General features: G+C 68.2%; 24 protein-coding genes. 9 read left to right on the top strand and 15 right to left on the bottom strand.

What is annotated here, in order from left to right; translation table 11 throughout:
- Positions 1-74: 74 nt before the first annotated feature.
- On the top strand, positions 75-407 hold the full coding sequence (locus H7K45_RS13010) for a GNAT family N-acetyltransferase (RefSeq protein WP_263996222.1): 333 nt from the start codon (positions 75-77) through the stop codon (positions 405-407).
- On the opposite strand, the gene H7K45_RS13005 is transcribed toward H7K45_RS13010, so the two are convergent.
- From H7K45_RS13005 to H7K45_RS12970, 8 genes are all read right to left on the bottom strand, one after another.
- A complete protein-coding gene (locus H7K45_RS13005) occupies positions 388-3,081 on the bottom strand; it encodes a fumarate reductase/succinate dehydrogenase flavoprotein subunit (protein WP_263996221.1) in 2,694 nt (897 codons plus the stop codon). The two genes, H7K45_RS13010 and H7K45_RS13005, sit on opposite strands and share 20 nt — an antisense overlap.
- Positions 3,081-3,830 (bottom strand): ABC transporter ATP-binding protein, encoded by a 750-nt coding sequence (locus H7K45_RS13000; protein WP_263996220.1) that lies wholly within the window; start codon positions 3,828-3,830, stop codon positions 3,081-3,083. The genes H7K45_RS13005 and H7K45_RS13000 overlap by 1 nt, the downstream gene beginning before the upstream one ends.
- On the bottom strand, positions 3,827-4,681 hold the full coding sequence (locus tag H7K45_RS12995) for an ABC transporter permease (protein ID WP_372512534.1): 855 nt from the start codon (positions 4,679-4,681) through the stop codon (positions 3,827-3,829). Before H7K45_RS12995 ends, H7K45_RS13000 begins: the two co-directional genes overlap by 4 nt.
- Entirely contained in the window at positions 4,678-6,105 is a 1,428-nt protein-coding gene (locus tag H7K45_RS12990; protein WP_263996219.1) for an ABC transporter substrate-binding protein, read from the bottom strand. The genes H7K45_RS12995 and H7K45_RS12990 overlap by 4 nt, the downstream gene beginning before the upstream one ends.
- A gap of 28 nt (positions 6,106-6,133) precedes the next feature.
- On the bottom strand, positions 6,134-6,361 hold the full coding sequence (locus H7K45_RS12985; protein ID WP_149480443.1) for a 4Fe-4S dicluster domain-containing protein: 228 nt from the start codon (positions 6,359-6,361) through the stop codon (positions 6,134-6,136).
- The gene (locus H7K45_RS12980) at positions 6,361-7,110 is read right to left on the bottom strand and encodes a GntR family transcriptional regulator (RefSeq protein WP_263996218.1); all 750 of its coding nucleotides are present in this window, start codon (positions 7,108-7,110) and stop codon (positions 6,361-6,363) included. The genes H7K45_RS12985 and H7K45_RS12980 overlap by 1 nt, the downstream gene beginning before the upstream one ends.
- Positions 7,111-7,327: 217 nt before the next feature.
- The gene (locus H7K45_RS12975) at positions 7,328-7,558 is read right to left on the bottom strand and encodes a hypothetical protein (protein WP_263996217.1); all 231 of its coding nucleotides are present in this window, start codon (positions 7,556-7,558) and stop codon (positions 7,328-7,330) included.
- Positions 7,559-7,623: 65 nt separating this feature from the next.
- Positions 7,624-8,040: a very short patch repair endonuclease gene (locus H7K45_RS12970; RefSeq protein WP_263996216.1), complete on the bottom strand. Its 417-nt coding sequence runs from the start codon at positions 8,038-8,040 to the stop codon at positions 7,624-7,626.
- A gap of 41 nt (positions 8,041-8,081) precedes the next feature.
- Here H7K45_RS12970 and H7K45_RS12965 point away from each other — a divergent pair, with 41 nt between their 5' ends.
- Both H7K45_RS12965 and H7K45_RS12960 read left to right on the top strand, forming a co-directional pair.
- Positions 8,082-9,344, top strand: coding sequence for a DNA cytosine methyltransferase (locus tag H7K45_RS12965; RefSeq protein ID WP_263996215.1), 1,263 nt, complete (start codon positions 8,082-8,084; stop codon positions 9,342-9,344).
- Positions 9,332-10,483, top strand: coding sequence for a DNA cytosine methyltransferase (locus H7K45_RS12960; RefSeq protein WP_372512533.1), 1,152 nt, complete (start codon positions 9,332-9,334; stop codon positions 10,481-10,483). The genes H7K45_RS12965 and H7K45_RS12960 overlap by 13 nt, the downstream gene beginning before the upstream one ends.
- Positions 10,484-10,564: 81 nt before the next feature.
- Here H7K45_RS12960 and H7K45_RS12955 read toward each other — a convergent pair whose 3' ends face one another.
- Positions 10,565-11,842, bottom strand: coding sequence for a L,D-transpeptidase (locus tag H7K45_RS12955; protein WP_263996213.1), 1,278 nt, complete (start codon positions 11,840-11,842; stop codon positions 10,565-10,567).
- A gap of 184 nt (positions 11,843-12,026) precedes the next feature.
- Here H7K45_RS12955 and H7K45_RS12950 point away from each other — a divergent pair, with 184 nt between their 5' ends.
- On the top strand, positions 12,027-12,980 hold the full coding sequence (locus H7K45_RS12950; RefSeq protein WP_263996212.1) for an esterase family protein: 954 nt from the start codon (positions 12,027-12,029) through the stop codon (positions 12,978-12,980).
- On the opposite strand, the gene H7K45_RS12945 is transcribed toward H7K45_RS12950, so the two are convergent.
- Complete coding sequence (locus H7K45_RS12945; RefSeq protein ID WP_263996211.1) at positions 12,977-13,888, bottom strand: NYN domain-containing protein; 912 nt, start codon at positions 13,886-13,888, stop codon at positions 12,977-12,979. The genes H7K45_RS12950 and H7K45_RS12945 overlap by 4 nt on opposite strands.
- Before the next feature lie 246 nt (positions 13,889-14,134).
- On the opposite strand from H7K45_RS12945, the gene H7K45_RS12940 reads away from it, so the two are divergent.
- The 3 genes from H7K45_RS12940 to H7K45_RS12930 all read left to right on the top strand — a co-directional run bounded on the left by H7K45_RS12940 (position 14,135) and on the right by H7K45_RS12930 (position 17,656).
- On the top strand, positions 14,135-15,067 hold the full coding sequence (locus H7K45_RS12940) for a cyclopropane mycolic acid synthase family methyltransferase (RefSeq protein WP_276069876.1): 933 nt from the start codon (positions 14,135-14,137) through the stop codon (positions 15,065-15,067).
- Between the two features lie 85 nt (positions 15,068-15,152).
- Positions 15,153-16,049 carry a cyclopropane mycolic acid synthase family methyltransferase gene (locus H7K45_RS12935; protein WP_263996210.1) on the top strand — a complete coding sequence of 299 codons (897 nt, stop codon included), beginning with the start codon at positions 15,153-15,155 and terminating at the stop codon, positions 16,047-16,049.
- A gap of 8 nt (positions 16,050-16,057) precedes the next feature.
- Positions 16,058-17,656 carry an MFS transporter gene (locus H7K45_RS12930; protein WP_263996208.1) on the top strand — a complete coding sequence of 533 codons (1,599 nt, stop codon included), beginning with the start codon at positions 16,058-16,060 and terminating at the stop codon, positions 17,654-17,656.
- Here the strand turns inward: H7K45_RS12930 and H7K45_RS12925 are convergent.
- A complete protein-coding gene (locus tag H7K45_RS12925) occupies positions 17,646-18,392 on the bottom strand; it encodes a 3-oxoacyl-ACP reductase family protein (RefSeq protein WP_263996207.1) in 747 nt (248 codons plus the stop codon). The genes H7K45_RS12930 and H7K45_RS12925 overlap by 11 nt on opposite strands.
- A 113-nt stretch (positions 18,393-18,505) precedes the next feature.
- On the opposite strand from H7K45_RS12925, the gene H7K45_RS12920 reads away from it, so the two are divergent.
- On the top strand, positions 18,506-19,054 hold the full coding sequence (locus H7K45_RS12920) for a TetR/AcrR family transcriptional regulator (RefSeq protein ID WP_263996206.1): 549 nt from the start codon (positions 18,506-18,508) through the stop codon (positions 19,052-19,054).
- Here H7K45_RS12920 and H7K45_RS12915 read toward each other — a convergent pair.
- Positions 19,051-20,250, bottom strand: coding sequence for an acyl-CoA dehydrogenase family protein (locus H7K45_RS12915; RefSeq protein WP_263996205.1), 1,200 nt, complete (start codon positions 20,248-20,250; stop codon positions 19,051-19,053). The two genes, H7K45_RS12920 and H7K45_RS12915, sit on opposite strands and share 4 nt — an antisense overlap.
- Before the next feature lie 99 nt (positions 20,251-20,349).
- Between H7K45_RS12915 and H7K45_RS12910 the strand changes: the two genes are divergently transcribed.
- On the top strand, positions 20,350-21,549 hold the full coding sequence (locus tag H7K45_RS12910) for an acyl-CoA dehydrogenase family protein (protein WP_263996204.1): 1,200 nt from the start codon (positions 20,350-20,352) through the stop codon (positions 21,547-21,549).
- A 78-nt stretch (positions 21,550-21,627) separates the two neighbouring features.
- On the opposite strand, the gene H7K45_RS12905 is transcribed toward H7K45_RS12910, so the two are convergent.
- Genes H7K45_RS12905 through H7K45_RS12895 form a run of 3 tightly spaced genes read right to left on the bottom strand, consistent with a single transcriptional unit; the run spans position 21,628 to position 24,355 of the window.
- The gene (locus tag H7K45_RS12905) at positions 21,628-22,701 is read right to left on the bottom strand and encodes an ABC transporter ATP-binding protein (RefSeq protein WP_263996203.1); all 1,074 of its coding nucleotides are present in this window, start codon (positions 22,699-22,701) and stop codon (positions 21,628-21,630) included.
- Positions 22,698-23,489, bottom strand: coding sequence for a carbohydrate ABC transporter permease (locus tag H7K45_RS12900; RefSeq protein ID WP_263996202.1), 792 nt, complete (start codon positions 23,487-23,489; stop codon positions 22,698-22,700). The genes H7K45_RS12905 and H7K45_RS12900 overlap by 4 nt, the downstream gene beginning before the upstream one ends.
- Positions 23,486-24,355, bottom strand: a complete 870-nt coding sequence (locus H7K45_RS12895) for a carbohydrate ABC transporter permease (RefSeq protein ID WP_263996201.1) — start codon at positions 24,353-24,355, stop codon at positions 23,486-23,488. The genes H7K45_RS12900 and H7K45_RS12895 overlap by 4 nt, the downstream gene beginning before the upstream one ends.
- Positions 24,356-24,461 lie beyond the last annotated feature (106 nt).

Raw genomic sequence — 24,461 nt, 5'->3', positions numbered from 1 at the left:
TGTCGTCGGAAAGATCGGGAAGGATTCGGGGAGGATGAGGTCGGATCGATCGTACGGAGCCAAGGGAGCGCGCCATGACCGAGCTGACCGACAAGACCGGTGCGCCGGTCCACATCGCCCGCGCGGGCGACACGTTCACCGTTGACGTCGAGGGCAAGACGGTGGGACTGACGCGGTTCGTGGAGCGCGACGACCATCGCGTGTTCGTCCACACCGAGGTCGACCCGGCCTTTGGTGGACGCGGCCTCGCGACGGTGCTGATCGCCGAGGCGCTCGCCGCGACTCGGACCGACGGACGGCGCATCGTCGCGCTGTGTCCGATGGTCGCCGCCTATGTGAAGAAGAACCACGACTTCGACGACATCGTCGACCGCCCGACCCGCGAGATCATGGACTCACTGCGGTAGCGAGGGCCTGCCGGGCATAGGCGCGCACGTCGGCGTCACCGTCCTCCAGCGCGCCCTCGAGCGCGTCGCGGGCCGCCGACTCCGAGGCGGCCCACCGGGTGAGGCTGAGCACCGCGGCCTTGCGCACGTCGAGGTGTGGGTCGGCGAGCGCGCGCGAGAGCGGAGGCACCGCGGCGGCTGGCGACGGCGCGCCCGCCAGTGCCCTCGCCGCGCCCTGCCGGATCTGCCAGGCCGACGCTGCGAGTGCCCCCTCGACGGCCGTCGCGTCACCGTCGTCCCAGGCCACCGAGCCCATCGCCGCCAAGGCGGCGGCCCGCACCAGCGGATCGAAGTCGTCGACGAGTGCCCGGACGGCGTCGTTCCCGGTGCGCAGTGTCCCAAGACCGTTGGCCACCGCGATGCGCACCTCTCGGTTGGCGTCTGCCCGCGCTGACGCAACTCCGGCCGCGTCGTCGACGGACACCAGCGCCCGCACCGCCTCGATCCGCACACGATGATCGCGGTCGGACAGCGCGCGCCGGTACTGCTCGCCCTTACCTGCCCACCGGGCACTGAGCACGTACACCGCGACGCTGCGCACCACGGGATCGGCGGAGTCCAGCACGGCAGCCAGTGCCTCCGGCTCGGGTAGCACCTCGACCAGTTCACGCGCGCCGTCGGCGGCGACCGCCCTGACCTCCGCATCGTGGTCGCCCAAGGCGGTGACCAAGGCCTTCGCCCACCCGTCGGCGAGATGCTCGGTGAGCACGTCCACCGCCGTGCGCCGGACGCCGGGGTCGGCGTCGGCGAGGTATGGCGCCAGGTCGTCGAGGGTGGGCTCGTCGAGAGCGAGGACCGCGGCGATTCGCGGCGACGGCGGCAGCCCGACGGACTCGGCGACCCGCGAGACCGCGCTGGCCGGCGCTTGCCCGCCCACCAGGTCGGGCTGGGCGACGACGACGGATTCGGTTTCCCCGCTGGGCAATTGGTCGAGGCCGGGAACGGGAACGAAGTACGGGGCGACGGGCCGCTTCAGGAACTCCATCTCGCCCTCGGACGACAGACGCAGGTTGAGGTGATACCGCCAGTCGACGTCGTCGCGCTCGGGCATGTCGCTGCGATCGTGGTAGAGCCCCCACCGCGACTCGGTACGCGTCAGGGAGGACCGCGCGGCCATCTCCGCACAGTCCCGAATGAAGGACACCTCGACGGCACGCATCAATTCGTGAGGGGTCGTCGCCCCGATCGTCGCCACCTCGTCGCGCATCCGCTCGAAGGTCTGTACGGCCAGGGACAGTTTCGCCGCCGTCTTGGGCGGCGCGACGTAGTCGTTGACGAACCGGCGCAGCTTGTATTCGACCTGCGGCTGCGGTGGACCGTCCGGATGCCGCAGCGGACGGTAGATCAGCTCGTGGGCAGCGGCGATCTGATCGGCCGGGAGCACGTCGGGCGAGACGACGTCGTCGAGCGTGCCCGCCGCGTGCGCGCCGGCCAGCTCCCCGTAAACGAACGCACCGATCATGTAGTTGTGCGGCACGCAGGCCAGGTCACCGGCGGCATAGAGCCCGGGCACCGTGGTCCGGGCGTTCTCGTCGACCCAGACCCCCGAGGCCGAATGCCCTCCGCAGAGACCGATTTCCGAGATGTGCATCTCGACGTCGTGGGTGCGGTAGTCGTGACCGCGGTTGGCGTGGAACGTACCGCGGGTGGGCCGCTCGGTGGTGTGCAGGATGCCCTCGAGCGTGCTCAACGTCTCGTCGGGAAGATGGCTGACCTTGAGATAGATTGGACCGCGGGCGGATTCGATCTCGCTCTTGACCTCGGCCATCATCTGGCCGGACCAGTAATCGGAGTCGACGAAGCGTTCGCCGAGCGCGTTGACCTGGTACCCACCAAAGGGATTGGCGACGTAGGCGCACGCGGGACCGTTGTAGTCCTTGATCAACGGGTTGATCTGGAAGCACTCGATGCCCGAGAGTTCCGCACCGGCGTGCAACGCCATCGCATAACCGTCCCCGGCATTGGTCGGGTTCTCGTAGGTGCCGTAGAGGTACCCGGACGCGGGCAGACCCAGACGTCCGCACGGCCCGGTCGCAAGGATGACCGCCTTGGCCTTCACCACGACGAACTCGCCGGTGCGGCTGTTCAGCGCAACGGCGCCCACGGCGCGGCCGTCGTCGCCCGTCAGCACCCGCACCGGCACCAACCGGTTCTCGATGCGGATCTTCTCCCGCATCGTTCGTTGCCGCAGCACGCGGTAGAGCGCCTTCTTGACGTCCTTGCCCTCGGGCATGGGCAACACGTAGGAGCCGGAGCGGTGCACGCGGCGCACCGCGTACTCACCGTGCTCGTCCTTCTCGAACTTCACGCCGTAGCGCTCGAGCCGCTGCACCATGGCGAACCCACGGGTGGCCGTCTGATAGATGGTGCGCTGGTTGACGATTCCGTCGTTGGCGCGGGTGATCTCGGCGACGTAGTCCTCCGGGGTGGCCTTGCCGGGGATGACAGCGTTGTTCACCCCGTCCATGCCCATCGCCAGCGCACCGGAGTGACGCACGTGCGCCTTCTCCATCAGCAGCACCTGGGCGCCGTGCTCGGCGGCGGTCAGCGCGGCCATGGTCCCGGCGGTACCGCCGCCGATCACCAGGACGTCGCATTCCATCTGGATCGCGTCGTCGATCGCGGGAATCTGCATCAGCTCACCAAGTCCGAATCGTCGAGGGCGGCAATCGCTTCAGCCCTCAGGGAGCTGCGCGACACGTCGGGGTTGCGGGGTGACGGCACCTCGAGCAGCGCACGCAGAGGTCGTCCCGCGCGCCCGAGGACCGCGACGCGGTCCCCCAGTAGGAGTGCCTCGTCGACGTCGTGGGTGACGAAGACGATGGTGGTCGGGTGGGCTCGCCAGGTGTCCACGAGCAATTTCTGCATGGTCGCGCGCGTCTGGGTGTCCAGCGCGCCGAACGGCTCGTCCATCATCACCGCCCGAGGTGCCCCCGCCAGTCCGCGGGCCAATTGCACGCGCTGCCGCATTCCTCCGGACAAACTCTTCGGCAGGTAGCGTTCGAATCCGGACAATCCCACGTCGGAGATCCAACGCAGGGCTTCCTCGCGACGGCCGCTGCGGGGCCTGCCGGCCAGCTTGAGTGCCAGCTCGACATTGGATTGCACGGTGCGCCACGGCAGTAACGCGTTGTCCTGAAAGACCATCGCCCGGTCGCGCGACGTGGTGACGATTGGCGCGCCGTCGGCCAAAAGGTCCCCGCGATCCGGCGCCAACAGTCCGGCCAGTGCCCGCAACACCGTCGACTTGCCGCAGCCCGACGGGCCCGTCAGCACCAGGATCTCACCGGGGCGGACGTCGAGGTGCAGACCGTCGACCACCGGGGTGCCGCCGTAGCTGAGCACCACGTCCCGCAACGTCAGGCTCATCCCCTCGCCGGTCATCGATCGGCTCCCTGGCCTCGCGGCAGCCAGCCGGTTGCCCGTCTGCCGATCAGTTCCACGGCGGCGGAGGTGACGAATCCGAGCACCCCAATCGTGATGATCCCGACGAACACCTCTGGATACGCCAGCACGGTGTAGGCCTGCCAGGTGCGGTACCCGACCCCCAGTCGACCGGAGATCATCTCCGCGGAGATCACGCAGATCCAGGCCACGCCGATGCCCACCGACAGCCCGCCGAAGACGCCGGGGAGGATGCCCGGCAACACGACCCGGGTGAGGACGTCCCACCGATTGCCCCCGAGTGTGCGCACCGAGTCCTCCCACAGCGTGGGTAATGCGCGGACGGCGTGCCGCGTGCTCACCATGATCGGGAAGTACGCGGCGAGGAACGTGATGAAGACGATGCCGGCCTCGTCGGTGGGGAACAGCAGGATCGCGACGGGCACGATCGCGATGGCCGGGATCGGACGGGCCAATTCGACGAGCGGGCCGAAGACGTTGGCGGCCTTCGGTGACCGGCCAAGCATGATGCCGGTGGCGATGCCCACCACCGCGGCCAGCGCGAAGCCGGTGAGGATGCGGATGAGCGATTGCCCGAGGTCGAGCCAGTAGTCCTCGGTGGCCACGCGGCGCGCGAACGCCGAGGCGATCTCGGTGACCGTGGGCAGGGTGTCGAAGCGCAGCCACAACCGAACGTGGTTGACGGTCAACAACTGCCACAGCGCGACCACGGCGGCGACCGAGCCGATCCGAACCAGCCACGCGGGCCATCCTCGTCGCCGCGCCGAGGCGACGCCCAGGACGGCAACGGCAGGCTCGTCGACGGTCAGCACCGCGGGTGGGGCGGTCACGCCGCACCTGCTAGCGCCTGCTGGTAGTCGACGATCGACGCGCCTGGGTGCGCACCGGTGTAGCGCTCGGCGCCGGCCGCGGTGCCGAACGGCAGGAAGTCGCGGCCGTCGCGCACCCACACCGACTTGTCGGCGAACCATCGGGTGCCGAACTCGGCGTCGGGCACGTAGGCGGCGCGGATCTTGGCACCGCGGGCCGTGGCCTCGCGGACGGCACGAAGCAGGCAGCCGGGGTTGGCGGCGGGCTGGGTGGCATCGGCCCCGTCGACCCAGAGTTCGCCGGCCAGTTTGGGATCGTTGACCGCGACGTCGCACACCGGGTCACGGCCCTTGAGCACCGAGGGGTTGGCCGCGGAGTTCAGTGCGGCGTCGTAGTTCTGCCCACGCTCCGTGAAGGCCTTCCGGATGGCGTCGTCGGAGACGAAGCCGTCGACGTTCAGGTCGGCGAAGTCGCCGATGGACTTCAGGTAGGGCACGTCACCCTTGAGCGCCTGTACCAGTGAGGGTTTGAGCGTGGTGTCGAAGCTGGTGCCGCCGGGTCCGTTGTACAGGTAGACCACCTCCTGCGGCAGGCCGCTCCCGTCGGCGACGAGCTTTGCTGCCTCCAAGGGGTTCTGATTGAGGAAGTCGGTGGCGTCGAGCTGGGCCTGCAGGAACGCGTCGAGCACCTCCGGGTGCTGGCCCGCGTAGTCCCGGCGGACCACCACGCCGTGGAAGGTGGGGTAGTTCCCTTCGGCGCCGTCGTACAGCAACTTGGCCTTGTTCTGGAACACCAGCAGTCCCGGCCATGCCACGAATTGCGAGAGCGCTTGCACCTGACCGGATTCCAGCGCGGAGGCACCGACCTGGGGTTGCTGGTTGAGCACCTCGACACCGGTCTTCGGGTCGATGCCCGCGGTGTCGAGCGCCCGGACCAGCGTGCCGTGACCCGCCGATCCGACACTGGCGGAGACCTTCTGGCCCTTGAGGTCGTCGAGGGTGCGCGCCGCTGACGCGGGCGGCACGACGATCATGTTGAGGGCACCGGTCGGGCTGTAGCCGGTGATCGACACCAGCTCCGTCTTGGCCCGCTCGTTGGCCTGGGTCTTGGATCCGTTGATCAACAGCGGGTAGTCGCCCATCGAGCCGATGTCGATCTTCTCGGCGACCATCTGTGCGGTGATGGGCGCGCCGGTGTCGTAGTCCTGCCACTGCACGTCGTAGTGCTTGCCGGAGGACTTGCCGATGTCGTCGAGCCGTTTCTCCAGGAACCCCTTGGCCTTCAGGAGGGTTCCCGCGGTCACGGTGTTGATGGTCTTGGACTGGTAGCCGACGACGACGGTCACGGTGTCGGAGTCGGCGGATGTGGACGTGGAGTCCAGCGAGCAGGCCGACGCGGTCAGGGTGGTGGCGGCAGCGAGCACCGCCGCGAGTGTGCGTTTCATCGACGTTCCCGGGGTCTCGACGGATGGTCTAGCGGATGAGGAAGGGCATGTTGACGGTGACGGCGCCGGTGGGACACCGCGCGGCACACGGGCCGCAGTACCAACATTCGTCGACGTGCATGAATGCCTTGCCGTTCTCCGGGTTGATGGCCAACGAATCCAGCGGACAGATCTCCACGCAGAGGGTGCAGCCTTCGATGCAGAGCGACTCGTCGATCGTCACCGGTACGTCGACTCGCTGATTCACCAGGGCCATCAGATTCCCCTAACTAGGTTGCCGCGCAGGGTTATTCGATCTCCACGCATGCGGATGTACTCGAGGTCGACGGGTCGCCCGTCGTCGAGGTGGGTGAGGCGTTCCAGAAGCAGGACCGGAGTTCCGTCGGGCACCTGCAGTAGAGCCGCTGAATGCGGGTCGGCGGGTACCGCTTCCACCGCGAGATTGGCCTCGCCGAGCCGTCGGCCGGTGACCTCTTCGATGAGGGCGAAGACGTCGTTGACTTCGAGGCTGTGCTCGAGGACTTCGAGGCCGATGTCGGGCGTCAGGTACGTCATGTCCAGGGACAGCGGAAGGTCGCCGAGGTAGCGCAGCCGCTCGACGAACACCGCGGGTTCGCCGGGGCTCAGCTTCAGGCGATTGGCGACCGCAGGGGGAGCCGACACCGTCATGGCGGCGCGAACTTCGTTGCGAATGTCGCCGTAGCCCTTGAAGGTCTCCTTCAGTCCGACCAGGGAATCGAGTCCGTGGTCGTACTTGCGGATGGCGACGTGGGTGCCCGTCCGGGGGCCGCGGTCGATGATGCCCTCGTCCTTGAGCGTCGCGAGTGCCTCGCGAACGGTGTTGCGAGAGACGAAGAACTCGGCGGCGAGGTCGGCCTCGGAGGGTAGGGCGCCCGGATAGCCGCCGGCATGAATCTGGTGGCGAAGCACGTCGGCCACCAGACGAGCCTGGTCGGCCCGCGGTCGACGGATGGGTGTCGGCTCGAGGGGATTCCGGTTGGCCATCGTCACCTCCTGGGCTGTGGTCTGTGACTGACCTGCTCAGGACGGTATCGGTGGTTGCTATTTCACCCGGGGCCTAGTGACTCGGGCCGACCGGGGCCGCCGCCATTGCGCCGCCAGGAACCACCGTGGACCTGCTGTCGGACGGCCGGGCACGGCCATTGCGCCACCCGCCGACGGGGACGACAGTTTGGAATCGCGGTGATTCGAAGGCGCGCGCTCAGGCGCAGATGTTGACGAAGTACAGCCCGGGGGTGGCGCACATGCCCGGCCCGTCGTACGCGGCGTACGGCGACGGGGACGTCGCGTGGTTGTCGCTCTGGCTGCTGGTGCCCTGCACCGACGGCACGGTGGGGTCGGTGGGAGCGGCGTTGGCCACGCCGGCACCAACGCCGAACACGAGCGCGCCTGCGACGCCGACACCAGCTGCGATGGCCTTGAGATCGATCATGTTGCACCCCGTTGCTCGAAGAACTAGTGAGCACAACTAACCGAGTGCGCGTTTCATTCCGCGGTTCACATGCGGGCGCGGACGACGTCCTCGACGCGGCGGGCCGCCTCCGCGGCGTCTTCGTGTTCCCAGATGCGCACGCTGACCCAGCCGGCCTCGGCCAACTTGCCGTCGGTGTCGCGGTCTCGATTGCGGTTCGTCTCGACCTTGTCGGCCCAAAACCTGGCGTTGGCCGTGGCGACGGTGTGGTGCGTGGGGCAGCCATGCCAGAAGCACCCGTCGAGGAACACCGCCACCTTGGCCCGCGGGAACACGAGATCGGCCGTGCGCCGCACCCCCGCCAGGGGTTTCGCCGACACCCGGTAGCGCAAACCCCGCGCATGCACCGCCGACCGCAACGCCATTTCGGGCTTGGTGTCGCGGCTCTTGTTGGACTTCATGCGCGCCCGCGCCTCGGGTGAGGACGCCCAGGACTCGGCCATGCCTCCACACTATTGGCGAACCTGCTGCCTACGATCGCCAGGTGAGCATCATCGCCGACGTCGCCCGTGACGTCGGGCTCGAGCGCTTCCGCACCCGCAACGGCAGCTACGAACGAATGCTGAGCCGTCGCGACGGCAAACAGACCGCCAGCGCGATGGCGGGCTACCGCGGCACCGAGACCCGTGCGACGTGCGCCGACGAGGCGGAGCGCGCCTGGCTCCAGAGCAGGGTGGCGCCCCCTGGCGGGCCTGCCGGGTCGTCGCTGCGGGTGGTCGACCTGTTCAGCGGGTGCGGCGGACTGTCCATCGGGTTGGCGGAGGCGGCGCGGGCCCTGAACCGGTCCTTCGAACCGGTGCTCGCGGTCGACGTCGACGCGGTGGCCGCCCGGACCTACGCCGACAACTTTCCCTCGGCGGTCACCCTCACCCAGGACGTGGAGACGGTGTTCCCGGGCCGGGTCGGCGCCCGCCTGCAGGCCGCCGAACGTCTGCTGGCCACCACGCATCGCGACGTCGACGTCTTGGTCGGCGGGCCGCCGTGCCAGGGGCACAGCGACTTCAACAACCGCACCCGCCACGCCGACGACAAGAACGAGCTGTACCGCACGATGGTCCGCGCCGCCGAAGTGCTTGCGCCCCGGCACATTCTGATCGAGAACGTGCCGGGGGCGGTCAACGACCGCAGGGCCGTCGTCCAACGCACCGCCGACGCCCTCGACGCGCTCGGCTACCGGGTGTCGGTCGGAGTCGTCGACCTGAGCCAGATCGGCGTCCCCCAACGACGACGTCGCCTCGTCTTGATGGCCAGCCTCACCCACTCCGTGACGGTCGCCGAGGTCACCCAGCGGCACCGCCGCAACGCCCGGTCGGTGGCGTGGGCGTTTCAGGACCTGGAGTCCGCGCCGGAGTCGGGTCGGCTGGTCGACGAGCCCGCTCGCTCGGCACCGGCGACGCGGCAGCGCATCGACTACCTCTTCGAGCACGGCGACTTCGACCTGCCCGACCGTCAGCGTCCGGCGTGCCACGCCTCCGGCGGTCACAGCTACAAGGCCATCTACGGCCGGCTGGCGTGGGACCGGCCGTCGCAGACCATCACCACCGGCTTCTACAGCATGTGCATGGGCCGCTACGTGCATCCCAGCCGCCGCCGCACCATCACCGCCCACGAAGCCGCACGGCTGCAATACATTCCGGATTGGTTCTCCTTCGACGGCGTCACCCGTCGCACCGCGTTGGCCCGCATGATCGGCAACGCGGTGCCCTCGCGGTTGAGCTACGCCGTCGCGGTGGAATGGCTGCGGTGAGCCTGAGGGTCGCGGGACTGTTCGCCGGCATCGGCGGTCTCGAGCTGGGCATGGCAGCTGCCGGACACCACACGCATCTGCTCGTCGAAAACTCCCCCGCCGCCATGCACGTCCTACGCCGACGGTTCCCCGACACCACGCTCGAGGGCGACGTCCGCGACGTCGTCGCGCTGCCGCGCGGCACCGACGTCGTCGTGGCGGGCTTCCCGTGCCAAGACCTCAGCAGCGTCGGCCGCAAGGCCGGAATCGACGGCGCCAGAAGCAGTTTGGTCGGCGAGGTGCTGCGCCTGCTCGAGGGCGGTGACGTGCCATGGGTGGTGCTGGAGAACGTGCCGTTCCTCATCTCCCTTGGCAAGGGTGCCGCCTTGGAGGTGGTGACGTCGGCGCTGACCGAACTGGGCTACCGGTGGGCGTACCGCGTCGTCGACACCCAGGCGTTCGGCCTGCCGCAGCGGCGCAACCGCTGGTATCTGGTGGGCTCGCGGGTGGGTGACCCGCGGGACGTGCTGCTGGCTGGCGACTGCGCCAAACCGACTCAGACGTGGGGGTATCCCGACGTCGCCTGCGGCTTCTACTGGACCGAGGGCATGCGCTCGTTCGGCTGGGCAGTCGACGCGGTGCCACCGATCAAGTGCGGCTCCTCGGTGGGGGTGCCGTCTCCCCCGGCCATTCGCCTTCCGTCCGGCGCCTACGTGACACCCGATCTGCGCGACACCGAACGGTTGCAAGGCTTTCCGGTCGACTGGACCGCACCCGCGGAGGAGGTCGCCCGCCGCGGTGAGCGGTGGCGGATGGTGGGCAATTCAGTGAGCGTGCCGGTGGCGACGTGGATCGGCGGACGGCTCGCGGACCCCGGCCGATACGACGCGTCGCGCGACCGACCGCGTGACGGTGCGGCGTGGTCGCGCCGGGCGGCCTGGGCGGACCTCGACGGCGTGGTGCACGACGCCGACGTGGGGCCGTGGCCGGCGTGGGAACCGCGGCTACCGTTGGCGGACTTCCTCGCGTTTCCCGGCAAGCCGTTGTCGGCAAGGGCGGCAACGGGTTTCATCCGCCGGACCCAGAAGGGCTCGCTACGCTTTCCCGACGGGTTCGTCGACGAGCTGGGGGCCTACGCCGACCTCGTCAACCTCGTGTGACATCGCGAGACATAAGCGTTGGCGGCGACACGCCGGTGACGGCCGCCGTGGCTTATGTCTCGCAGGGCGCGGGGCTTGCGCCTACGTCAGCTTGCTGCCCTTGAGCCACTGATCCCACGGCACCGTCCAGTCGCCGTTCTGCGAGATCTGCAGTGGCTTTCCTCCGGTGTTGCGGACCTCGACGACGTCTCCTGGCACCGCGAAGTCGAAGAACCATGCGGCATTGTCGCCGTTGAGGTTGAGGCAGCCGTGCGAGGTGTCGGTGTTGCCTTGGGCCCACACCGTCGAATTCAGCTGATGCAGATAGATGCCGTCGGTGCTGATCTTGGTGGCATAGGAAATCGACTCCTTGTAGCCCAGCCGCGAGTTCGTCGGAAGCCCGAAAGTCGAGGAGTCCATGATCACCGGATTGGCCTTGCTGAGCACCGTGTACACCCCGGGCGGAGTGAAGAACGAGAACGTGGTGCCGGCGATGGTCTGGATGCCGCCCATGCCCATCGACGTCGGCATGGTGCGGACCAGCTTGCCGTTGTCGTACACGCTGACCATGTGCGTGGTGTCGTCGGCGATGGAGACGTGGGCGTCGCCGATCTTGAAGGAGACGTGCTCGTCCTCCTGCCCGTACAGCCCGTCGCCCAGCGGGGTGCCGTAGACGTTGCCCGCCACCGTCACGGTGGTGCCCGGCGCGTAGTACTTCTCGGGCCGCCAGTGGGCGGTCTGGTCGTTGACCCAGTACCACGATCCGGCGACCGGCGGATTGGTGGTCACCGCCAGGTGCCGCTCGGCGTTGGCCTTGTTGTCGATCGCCTCGTCGAAGTGCGCGACGACGACCTCGCCGATGCCGTAGGTGGCGCCGTCCTGCAGCAGTCCGCCGTCGGTGGTCTCGAAGTACACCTGCGTCTGATTGCTGGGCGAGACGGTGTGGAAGGTGGTCTCCTGCCGCGACGGCATGCCGTTGGGGCCACGAGCCGACACCGCCAGCGTGTACGCGCGGCCGTAGCCGAGCTGCATCGTCGGCTTCCAGGTGGTGTGGTCCGGGGTGAGGACCCCGGGGATGACCTTGCCGCTGTCGCTGGTCATCGTGACGTCGGTGATGGAGCCCGTGGTCGCCGTGACCATCACCGGGCTCGCCGGGTTGACCTTGTCGGCGGCGGGCGCAGGCACCACGGACAGCGCGGCAGGCGTCGACGTGGGCACGGCGGCAACCGGCTGCGCCTCGGCCAGATCCTTCGGTGCGGCCAGCACCTGGCAACCGTGCACACACCGTTCCGACCCGCTGACCATGACTCCACCGAGTACGGCCAGCACCGCGAACGATGCGGCCAGCCACGCCCCACGGGCACGACGAATAGACGTCAACGAAACTCCATTGATTTTCCGCGCTGACTAGAAGACGAGCCCAATGGTAGGTGGTCGACAGCCACTCTTCGCAACATGTGTGACGGCACGATCCGGTCACGTGTCAACGAGTAACGAATGGGTAAGACACGCCGAGTAAAGAGGTGATGGCTATCTCCCGAGTGGCAAGAACGGATGAGCACCAATGACGATGGTTCACAGATTCCGGCGGCGCATGGCGACCGCCGCGCTCGTCGCGGCAACCCTGCCCGGCTTGATCGGCTTGACGGGCATGACGGCCACGGCCGCCGCCTACTCACCCCCCGGACTGCCCGTTGAGGACCTGATGGTCCCGTCGCCTGCCATGGGACGCGACGTGCTGGTGCGTTTCCAGCCCGGCGGTTCGCACGCGGTGTACCTCCTCGACGGCCTGCGCGCCCGCGACGACAACAGCGGTTGGGACATCGAGACCAACGCATTCGAGAAGTTCCACAACTCGGGCGTGTCGGTCGTCATGCCCGTCGGCGGCATGTCGAGCTTCTACACCAACTGGGAGCAGCCCGCCGTCGGCAACGGCCAGACCCAGAACTACCAGTGGGAGACGTTCCTGACCTCGGAACTCCCCGCCTACCTGTCGCAGAACAAGGGCATCTCCCCGTCCGGCAACGCCGTGGTGGGGCTCTCGATGTCCGGTAGCGCCGCACTGATCCTGGCCGCCTACCACCCCGGTCAGTTCGCCTACGCCGGCTCCGAGTCGGGCTTCCTGAACCTGTCGCAGGGCATCTGGCCGACGCTGGTCGGGTTTGCCATGCGCGACGCGGGCGGATTCGACGCCGGCGCGATGTGGGGTCCCGGCGGCGGCCCGGACTGGCAGCGCAACGACCCGACCCTGCAGGCCGGTCGCCTGGCGTCCAACGGCACCCGGTTGTACGTCTACACCGGCAACGGCACGCCCAACGAGCTGGGCGGCGCCGATCTACCTGCGACTACCCTCGAGGGCCTGACCCGGGGCAGCAACCAGGCGTTCCAGGATGCCTACACCGGCGCTGGCGGTCGCAACGCGACGTTCAACTTCCCGCCCAACGGCAGCCACGCCTGGGCCTACTGGAGCCAGCAGCTCGACATGATGAAGCCCGACATCATCCGCACCATCGGCTAGGAATCGCTGCGCAGCGTCACCATCCGCGTGGTGGAGCTCTCGTCGAGCTCCACCACGTCGGATCGTGAGCGCAGGAAGTCGCTGAACGACCGGAACCCCAGCGACTTCTCGCTGAACGAGGGATCCATGCGCTTCATCTGCGCCTTCACCGCGGAGTTGTGCAACCACTCCACGTCGTCTTTCTCCAACCCGATCCGCAGCGCCCGCAGCAGCAGACCCGTCGCGACGGCCTGAGGGTCCGGCGCCTCGGGCTCCTCCTCCACCGTCTGCGGCCGGGTGGCACGCCGGCGGGGAGCCCGCTTCTTCGGCTCGGGCGCCGGTTCGGCGTCGTCCTCCTTCGGTGCCACGGGTTCCGGTTCGAACACCGGCACGCCGGGCAACGCGTCGTAGATGACGAAGTCGTCGCAGGCCGCCGCGAGCGACCGGCTCGACGAACCAGCCACCCCGATGCCGACGACGTACCGCCCAAGCCGCTTGCACCTCTGCGCCAGCGCGATGTAGTCCGAGTCCCCCGCGACGATCACCACGTGCGTCAGGTCGGGCAGGCGGAACATGTCCTCAACGGCGTCGACGGCGAGCCTGATGTCGGCGCCGTTCTTTCCGTAGGCCGCCGCCGGGAACAGCTGGACCAGGTCGACGGCGCGACCGACGAGTTGACCTCGGTACCCGGCGTTGACGTCGGCCGACCAGTCGGCGTACGCCCGGGTGAGCACCAACGTCCCGAAGGACGAGGCAAAGTCGATGATCGCGCCGACGTCGACGGTCGCGCGGGCCAATCGGTCGACCTCCAACCCCTTGGTCTTGTCGCGCTGAAACGAGTTTCGCCCGTTGACCTGGTCGTACCGCGAGATGACGATGTTGTCGAAGTCCAGGTAGACCGCGACGCGGGTGTCCTCACGTTCTGTCATGGGCCTAGTTTGGGCTCCCTCGTCGACCGATGTCACGGCGGGTCGCGCGGACGCCGATTCAGCAACTTCTCGCCCTCGGGCCCGCAAACACTGCCCCGAATGGGGCCGTGTGAAAGATCACCCGCACCGCCGCGTCGGCGTCGAACTCACCGCGCCACGGGGATAGAGTCGATGAGCCGGCATGGCGAAGAAGACGCTGGGCGGTACGGCCGCAAAAGCCACAATCGATAGCCGACAGGTTGGTTCATGAATTCCTCGAGTGAGACACGAAGCCCGTCACCTGCACAGTCCCTGTGGCTGTCCAAGTCCGCGTCCCAGACGCGCGGGTCGGACAAGAAGGAAGTCCAGTTCCACTACGACATCAGCAATGAGTTCTTCAAGCTGTGGCAGGACCCTAATCAGGTCTACAGCTGCGCGTACTTCGAAGAGGACGACTACACCCTCGAGCAGGCGCAGCTGGCGAAGATCGACCTGTCTCTCGGCAAGCTCGGCCTCGAGCCCGGCATGACGCTTCTCGACATCGGCTGCGGATGGGGCGCCACCATCAACCGGGCGGTGGAGAAGTACGACGTCAACGTCATCGGCCTGACGCTCTCGGAGAACCAGAAGCAGCACATCGACCAGCACTGGGTCGCCAACTACAAGGGCAACCGGACGATGGACGTCCGCCTCCAGCCGTGGGAGGACTTCAGCGGCAAGGTCGACCGGATCGTCTCGATCGGCGCCTTCGAGCACTTCGGCTTCAACAAGTACGACGACTACTTCAAGAAGACCTACGAGTGGCTACCCGACGACGGCGTGCAGATGCTGCACACGATCATCATCCCGGAGGATGAGGAGATCAAGGCCAAGGGCCTGCCGCTGACCATGTCGCGGGTGCGCTTCATCAAGTTCATCATGGATTACATCTATCCCGGCGGCCGCTTGCCGCTGGGCTCCATGGTCAGGCAGCACGCCGTCGACGCCGGCTACACGGTCACCCGCGAGCAGCACCTGCAGCCGCACTACGTCAAGACCCTCGACACGTGGGCCGACAACCTCAAGGCCAAGCAGGACGAGGCCGTCGAGATCGCAGGCGAGGAAATCTACGAGCGGTTCGTCAAGTACCTCGAGGGTTGCGCCGATCTGTTCCGGGAGGGCTACACCGACGTCGCGCAGTTCACGCTCGAAAAGGCTTGACCGTCAACGCCTTACGGCGTTGACGGACACGTAGGACAGGCAGGAACGAAGAGTCCGAAGCAGACGGACGGAAGTTGGTCGGGGAATGGTTGAGAGCACGGTGAAGCGTCCCAAGGGGCGCACGGAGATGGAGCCGCACTTCGAGGAGGTGCAGGCTCACTACGACCTGTCCGACGACTTCTTCGGGTTGTTCCAGGATCCGTCGCGGACCTACAGCTGCGCGTACTTCGAGCGCGACGACATGACGCTCGAAGAAGCCCAGATGGCGAAGATCGACCTCGCGCTCGGCAAGCTCAACCTGGAACCGGGAATGACGTTGTTGGACATCGGCTGCGGCTGGGGTTCGGTGATGCGGCGCGCGATCGAGAAGTTCGACGTCAACGTCGTCGGTTTGACGTTGAGCAAGAACCAGTGCGCCTTCGGCCAGCAGTTGCTCGACGGGCTGGACACCGATCGCAGTCGTCGTGTGATGTTGCGCGGCTGGGAGCAGTTCGACGAACCCGTCGACCGGATCATCAGCCTGGAGGCCATCGAGGCGTTCCCGCCGGAGCGGTACGCACCGTTCTTCGAGGCGTGCAGCCGGTTCCTGCCCTCCGACGGCCGCATGGTGCTGCAGGCAATCCTCGGGCATCCGCTCAAGCGGTGGCCCGAGATGGGCATCCCGATCGTCATGACCGACCTGCGCTTCATGCGGTTCATCGCCAAGGAGATCTTCCCCGGCGGGTCGGTTCCGTGCGACGAAGACATCGTCAACCTGTCCCAGGCCGCCGGTTTCACCGTCACCGACAAGCAGTTGCTCGACGAGCACTACGTGCGCACGCTGGATCTGTGGGCCACGGCCCTGGAGGCGAATCACGATGCCGCCGTTGCCGCCACGTCCGAAGAGGTCTACCAGCGGTACATGAAGTACCTGGTGGGTTGCAGCGACTTCTTCCAGCGCGGCATCAGCGAATTGGGCCAATTCACCATGGTCAAGGGCTGAGACACCCCTTGACCATTGCGCCCATCTCGACGTGGGCGCCTCTGCGGTCACCGGTCTACCGCGCACTGTGGATCGCCCAGCTGGTGTCCAACCTCGGCACCTGGATGCAAACCGTTGGGGCGCAATGGATGCTGGTCGCCGATCCGCGCGCGGCCGTGCTCGTGCCGCTGGTGCAGACCGCGACCACGCTGCCGGTGGTGCTGCTGGCGCTGCCGTCGGGAGTCCTAGCCGATCTCGTCGACCGGCGCCGGCTGCTCATCGCGACGCAGGGGGCCATGGCCGCCGGGGTGGGGTTGCTCGCCACGCTGACGGGCTTCGGGCTGACGACGCCGGCGGTGCTGTTGACTCTGCTGTTCGTCATCGGTTGCGGTCAGGCGCTGACCGCCCCGGCCTGGCAGGCCATTCAGCCCGACCTCGTTCCCGCCCAACAGATTCCGGCCGCCGCAGCGCTGGGCAGCATGAGCCTCAACGGGGCCAGGGCGATCGGTCCGGCCATCGCCGGGGTGCTGGTGTCGGTCGCCGGGCCGACGTCGGTGTTCGCGCTGAACGCGGTGTCCTTCGTCGGCATCGTCGTGGTGCTGGTGTGGTGGCGCCGACCCGCCGTCGAACAGAACTATCCGCCTGAGCGTGCGCTCGCCGCCCTCAGCGCGGGCGGCCGCTTCATCCGCAGCTCCCCGATCGTGCGGCGGATCCTGCTGCGAGCCGCGCTGTTCATCGCCCCGGCAAGCGCGCTATGGGGCTTGTTGCCGGTGGTGGCGGCCAACAACCTGGGAGTGTCCTCGTCCGGCTACGGGCTGCTGCTGGGTGCGATCGGCCTCGGCGCCGTCATCGGAGCATTCCTGTTAGGCCGGTTGCGGTCTCGATTCGGTCAGAACGTCTTGCTCACCGTGGGCGCCTCGGGTTTCGCGGTCGCGACCGCGGTGCTGGCTCTGGTGCCCGTGTTCGGAATCGTGCTGGCGGCGTTGATCGTCGGCGGCGCCTCCTGGTTGCTGTCGCTGTCGACGCTGAACGCCTCGATGCAGCTGAGCCTGCCGGCGTGGGTCCGCGCCCGCGGATTATCGGTCTACCAGCTGATCTTCATGGGCGGGCAGGCGCTCGGCTCGGTCGTGTGGGGCGTGGTCGCCGGCGCCGCGTCGAGTTCGACCAGCCTGCTGGTGAGTTCGGGACTGCTGGTGGTGTGCGCCCTGTCCTCGCTGTGGTGGCCGTTGCACGCCAGGACCAGCAGCCTCGACCTCACCCCGTCGTCGCATTGGCCCGAGCCGACGCTCATCTTCGAGCCCGAACCGCTCGACGGACCGGTGCTGGTGCTGACCTCCTACCGCGTGGCCGAGGCCGACGAAGACGCCTTCTTGGCGGCCATGACGGCGCTCGGCCGGTCGCGTCAACGCACCGGGGCGTCGCAATGGCGTCTGTATCGGAGCGTCGAACGCGAGTCGACGTTCGTGGAGACCTTCGTCGTGCGCTCCTGGGGTGAGCACATGCACCAGCACTACACCCGGCAAACCGGGCAGGATCGGGTCATCGAAGAGACCGTGGAGCGCTACGTCGACGGCGAACCGGTCTCCGAGCACTACCTGGCCGTGCGCGAGGCCAACGCTAGACGGTGAATCCGCCGTCGACGTTGACGTTCGCGCCGGTGACGTACGCGGATTCCGGGCCGGCCAGGAAGCTCACGACGGCGGCCACCTCATTGGTCTTTCCGTAGCGCCCGAGCGCGGTCAGCGGTCGCAGGGAATCGGCGAATTCGCCTTCGTCGGGGTTCATTTCGGTGTTGATCGGGCCGGGCTGCACGTTGTTGACGGTGATGCCGCGCGGGCCGAGCTCGCGGGCGAGTCCACGGGTGAAGGACGACACCGCGCCCTTGGTGAGTGCGTACACCGCGGTCGCCGGGGTGGGCACGCTGTCGGCGTTGACGCTGCCGATGTTGATGATGCGGGCGCCGTCACCGAGATGGGCAAGCGCGGCGTGAACCGTCCAGAACACCCCGCCCACGTTGATGGCGAGCAGCCGGTCGTACTGCTCCGGGGTGAACTCGTGGACCGGGGCGAGAATCGCCGTCGCGGCGTTGTTGACCACGATGTCCAGCCCGCCAAGTTCGGCAACGGCGCGGTCAACTGCGGCTCCGGTCTGCGTCGGGTCGGCGGCGTCTGCCTGGATGGCGACCGCGGTGGCGCCGGTCGCGGTGACCTCGGCGACGACTGCGTCGGCCTCGGTCTTCGACGACGAGTAGGTGAATGCGACTGCGGCGCCGTCCGACGCCAGCCGCCGGACGATCTCGGCGCCGATGCCGCGGGACCCTCCGGTCACCAGTGCTCGACGTCCGGTCAGGGGTGCTGCGCTCATGTCATGGCCTCCAGGTAATTACGAACTGTCGTGTTACTAAGTACGATGTGGTCAAGTCCGACGACCGCGCCGGCATTCCAGGTGTGACCGGAGTCACGACGGAAGGAGGTCGCATGGCGATCGGTCGGCCGAGGGAGTTCGACCCGGGCCAGGTCGAGGACGCCGCGATGAAGTTGTTCTGGGCACGCGGATTCGACGGCGTGTCGATCAGCGACGTCAGCGAGGCAACCGGTGTGAACCGGCGCAGCATCTACGCCGAGTTCGAATCCAAGGAGAACCTGTTCGCGCGCGCCGCCCAGCGCTACATGGCCGGTCCCGGCGATTATCTGGTCGACGCTCTCGCGCAACCGACGGCTCGCGAGGTCGCCGAGGCGATGGTGCGCGGCGCGGCGCAGACCGTCAGCGGTGAGATACCCGGTTGCCTGACCGTCGGGCGGGCTCCCGGGTTGGCCGAACTGCGGGAGGCTACCGTGGGCAGGCTCGCCGAACGCTTCGACAGGGCGGTCGCCGACGGCGACCTGACCAACGTCGATCCGATGCTGTTGGCCCGATGGGTCTTGGTGGTCTGTCAAGGGCTCGCCGTTCAGGCTCGCAGCGGCGCCACCCGCGAGGAACTGCGAGCCGTTGCCGATCTGGCTCTCGCCGGATGGCCGGTTTCCTAGGTGTACAACGTGATTGGCTGCACGTCACCGGTGAGGTAGTTGGCGCCGACCTCGAGCTTCTTGTAGTCGACGGGGTCGTGCAGCGAGTGCGTGCGGATGTTGCGCCAGTAGATGTCGAGGCCGACGTGGCTGCGGGTCGAGCTCGAGCCGGTGACCTCGTAGACGCGGTGGGCGACCTCGAGTGCGGTCTCGGTGGCGACGACCTTGAGCTTGGCGATGCCGATCTCGGCCTCGGTGCGGTCGTCGGCGGTCACGTCCGCGCCGCGGGCAATCACCCGGTCGAAGCGGGCATTCCAGCGATCGGCCAGCGCTTCGACGGCCGCGGTGCGCGACAGCAGCTCGCCGAACACGCGCTGCACGAACGGGTCTCGCGAGTAGTGCTCGGCGGTGCCCAGCAGCCAGGAGCCACGCCGTTCCAGCGTCAACTCCCGGGCCCGCTCCAACGCGCCTTCGGCGATGCCGAGGTACAGGTTGGCGAAGCCCAGCTGCACGCCCGGCGTGACGAGCGTCGAATAGGGTTCCTCGCCGACCTCGCCCAGGATGTCCCCCGGCTCGACGGCGACGTCGTGGAATTCGACGCTGCCGCTGGCGGAGAGCCGCTGCCCCAACGCATCCCAGTCACCGGCGAACTCGACGCCCTCGCTGTCGCGCGTGACGACCGTGGCCAGGATCCGGGCGCCCGGCTCGCCGTCGGCGGCCATGGCGAGGGTGACGTCACCGGTCGAGGCGCCGGTCGCGAAGCGCTTGCGGCCGTTGAGCCGGTAGCCCTCGCCGTCGCGGGTCAGCACCAGGTCGGGGTCGACGGGGTTGACTGCGTCGCCCCACAGCCAGCTGCCCTTCGCAGACGCGCCGTACCAGTGCTCCCAGCGCGACGGGTCGGCGAAGAAGACGATGGCCGCCTGATTGGCCAGGTGATAGCTCAGGATCTGCGCGATCGACGCGTCGTGGCGCGCGAGGATCCGCACCGCGCGCAGGCCGGTCGACCAGTGTCCGCCGTGCCCGCCGAACTGGCTCGGAATCAGCAGGTTGGCCAGCCCGGAGTCCTTGAGGAGCTTCAGCTCGCCCTCGGGGTCGACGTTGGCGCGATCCCGGGCAAGAGCGTCTCGGGCCAGGAGGCGGCCCGTCTCGTCGGCAACCGCATCCCACTTCTCGGTCTCGTCGTCGGTCGGCAGCGTGGTCCAGGGCGTACGTGTCACGGCGACACCATAGGACCCACAGCTGCGAGGGCGGCGGGTTGCACTCTGGCAGAGTCAAAGCCGCGCAATCTGGGCGTTACCGCTGTTCACTACAGCGTTGTGACGATCATCGCCGACGACCGCGTCCAGGACGCCCGCGCCCGCTTCGCCCCCGTACTGGAGGAGATCGCGTCCGGAGCACGCGACCGCGACCTCGCTCGTCAGCTGCCGATCGAGGCCGTGCAGGCGTTGAAGCAGGCCGGATTCGGGGCGTTGCGGGTCCCCGTCGAATTCGGTGGCTGGGGCCTGGACTGGCGGGAGACGACGGCGCTGTGGATCGACGTCGCGACCGCCGACGCCAACCTCGCCCAGGCCCTTCGCGGACACTTCGTCTTCGCCGAGGACGTGCTGTTCCGGCACCGTCGCGGTGAAGACGTCAGGCGCTGGTTCGAGCGCTTCGTCAGCGGCGAGGTCGCGGGCAACGCGTGGACCGAGACGGGCTCGACGTCCATCGACCGCGTGCAGACCGAGGTGACCCAGGTCGACGGACAACCGGTGCTCAACGGCCGCAAGTACTACACGACCGGCACCATCTTCGCCGAATGGGCCGACGTCTACGCGCGCGTCGGCGACGACCCCACGATCGCGATCGTCGACACCCGCCAGCCCGGGGTCGTGGTGCACGACGATTGGGACGGCTTCGGTCAGCGGGGCACCGGCACCGGCACCACCGAGTTCCATGACGCCCGCGTCGAGGACCTGGTGCCCTTCGAGCGGCGTCACCCGTATCAGACCGCCCTCTACCAGCTCAACCATCTCGCCTCCCTGGCGGGCATCACGCGTGCCGTCCTCGGCGACGTGACCCGCGAGGTGCAGCAGCGAGAGCGGAACTTCAGCCACGCCAACAGCGCTCGCGTGCGCGACGACCCACAGGTGCTGGCCCGCGTCGGCGAGATCTGGGCGGCGGCCTACACCACCGAGGCGCTGGCCCTGAAGGTCGCCGAGGCGATCGACGCGGCCGCGACCCTCGACCCGTCCGACACCGAGGGTCTGCAGAAGGCCAGCGAGCGTGCCGAATTGGAGTCCTCGGCCGCACAGGTGACGGCCTCGCAGTTGGCGATCGACGCCGCGTCCAACCTCTTCGACACCCTCGGCGCGTCGGGCACGTCCTCCGCCCGCGGACTGGACCGGCATTGGCGCAACGCGCGTACGGTGGCGTCGCACAACCCACGCATCTTCAAGGCCAAGGTGCTGGGGGCGTTCCAGGTCAACGGCACTCCCCCGCCATACGCGTGGGGCATCGGCCGCACCGAGCGCTGATCCCTCTCCCGCGAGCAGTCGCAAACCTGCGGCAATTGCGGCGTGTCGCGACAGGTTTATGTCTGCTCGCGGGGGGACTTAGGCGAGGCGGCGGCCTGATTCCGTGTCGAACAGGTGCACCCGGTCGGCCCGAACGTCGACGCTCACCCGGTCCCCGGGTGTCGGCGCCGTCCCCCACCCCGCCACGGTGGCCGCCTCGACCACCGCGGTCAGCCGGTGCGCCCCGGCCGCCACGATGAACACGTAACGCGGACCAAGCAATTCGACGATCTCGACCGTGCCGTCGCCGTGCTCGGACGGAACGACGAGCAGGTCCTCGGGTCGCACCCCCAGCGTGACCGCCGGGCCGTCGGCACCCGGTACGACGAAGCGCACGCCGTCACCGTCGAAGACGCCGTCCCGCACAGCGCCCTGCAGCAGGTTCATGCTCGGCGACCCGATGAAGCCGGCGACGAACGTGTTGGCCGGCCGACGGTATAGCTCCTCGGGAGTCCCGACCTGCGCGATGGCGCCCGCGTCGAGGACCACGAGTTGGTCGGCGATCGTCATCGCCTCCTCCTGGTCATGGGTGACGTACAGCGCGGTGATGCCCGAATCCTGTTGCAAACGGCGGATCTCCGAGCGCAACTCGACGCGGAGCTTCGCGTCGAGGTTGCTCAGCGGCTCGTCGAAGAGGAACACCTTGGGTGTGCGGACCAGCGCCCGCGCGATGGCGACCCGCTGCTGCTGGCCACCGGAGAGTTGCCGCGGCTTGCGGTCGAGCAGCGGGGTGATGCCGACCCGTTCGGCGGCCTCGCGGGCCTGCCGGGATGCCTCATCCTTGGCAACACCGTTGTTGCGCAACGGGAACGCGATGTTCGCGGCCACCGTCAGGTGGGGGTAGAGCGCGTAGTTCTGGAACACCATGGCGATGTCCCGTGTGCGCGGCGACTCCGCGGTGACGTCGCGACCACCGATCGAGACGGTGCCGCCGTCGGCGGTCTCCAGTCCGGCGACGATGCGCAGGGTGGTCGACTTGCCGCAGCCCGACGGTCCGACCAGCACGGTCAGCGATCCGTCGGGCAGGGTCAGGGACAGGTCGTCGACGACGGCGCGGTCGGCGTAGGTCTTGGTGAGGCCGACGAGTTCGACGTCCGAGGACGGGACGGTCATTTGGTGGCTCCGGTGGTCAGTCCGCCGACGAGGTAGCGCTGAGCTGCCAGCGCGAGCACGTAGACGGGGGCGACGCCGAGCAGCCCGGCGGCGGCCTGTTGGCCGAACTGCACGTTGCGGTCGCCTTGGAAGAGGGACAGTCCGACGGTCAGGGTTTGACTCTCCTTCGTCACCGCGAGGTAGACCGCGAAGAGGAAGTCGTTGTAGGACAGGAAGAACGTGACCAGCAGCGCGGCGACGATGCCGGGCCACAGCAGCGGCAGGACCACCTTGCGCAGGGTGGCGGCCACCGTGAGGCCGTCGATGACGGCGGCCTCGTCGATCTCGACGGGGATGCGCCGCACGAAGCCGTCGAGCAACCAGGCCGCCACGGGGACGCCCGCGAGACCGTTGACCAGGATGAGCCCGGCCACGCTGTTGGTGAGCCCGGCGTATCGCAGCAGGAAGAACAGCGGGATGATCGCGACGATCGGCGGTGCGCAGTAGCTGGCCAGCAGGATCGTCAGCAGGCGGTCACCGCGGACGTGACGCGCGGTGAAATAGGCTGCCGGCGTGGCGATCAGGACCGCCAACACCGCGGCCCCGACGGCCGAGACCCAGGAGTTGGTCAGCATGGTGCCCAGCTCGATGGTGTCGAACACCTTGACGAAGTTGTCGAAGGACACCGTGTCGGGCAGCAGGCTGGAGTTCAGCACCTCACCGGCCGGGCGCAGGGCCAGGGACAGCAGGTAGGCGATCGGCAACAACGCCACCGCGACGCCGGCGAGCAGGACGAGTCGAGACTTCACGCGTCGGCCTTCACCGCGCGGGACCGCAGCGCCGTGACCACGGTGGCGACGGCGCCCACGACCAGACCGAACACGAGCGTTTGGGCGGCCGCGGTGCCCATGTCGAAGCTGCCCCGCAGACCGGTCTGGTAGATCACGAACGGGGACAGGCTCGTCGAGAAGCCGGGTCCGCCGGCGGTGATGACGACCAAGACGTCGAACACCTTGTAGCCGATCACCAATTCGAGCACGGCGACGGCCCAGATGCTGGGCGCGATCGCCGGCCAGGTGACGGTGGTGAAGGTGCGCCACGGGCTGGCGCCGTCGATGAGCGCAGACTCGAGCAGTTCGGGGCGCACCACCCCAAGCGCAGCGAAGGCGATCAACGTCGCGAACGGCGTCCACTGCCAGACGTGGATGACCATCAGCACCACGAACGCGCCGACGCCGTGCCCGAGGGGGTTGAATCCCGCCAGACCAAGGGCCCCGAACACGCCGGCCAGCCCACCGCCGACCGGAGCCAGCAGCAGCTTCCACGCGACGCCGACGAGTACGGGCGCGGTCACCAGCGGCAGGAGGAACAGGGCGCCCACGACGCCAAACCCGCCACCGCGGTGCCGCAGGAGCAGGGCGATGGCGAGGCCGAGCAGCGTCGTGGTGACGGCGACGACCACCGCGAAGACCGTCGACTTCCACAGCGACGGGGTGAACGCAGGTGAGGCGAACGCCCCGGTGAAGTTGTCAAGACCGGTGAAGCGGTTGAGCGGCTTGGCAAGTGAGGACTTGGTCAGGGCGAGCGCGACGAGGTAGATCGTCGGATACACCAGCAGCAGCGCCACCCCGGCGATGGCTGGGGCTGCCAGCCAGCCGGGAACGCGTTTGGTCACGTGGGGGCACGATAGATGCACGTCGGCTCGGGACGCGAGGAATTTACTCACCGCGATTGTGGCATCGTCGACGGACTGGTAAATTTCGCTGATCTTGGTCTGCGTT

The organism is Mycobacterium yunnanensis (genome assembly GCF_025823185.1).
Lineage (GTDB): Bacteria > Actinomycetota > Actinomycetes > Mycobacteriales > Mycobacteriaceae > Mycobacterium > Mycobacterium yunnanensis.
This window is presented reverse-complemented; position numbering and strand designations above follow the sequence as displayed.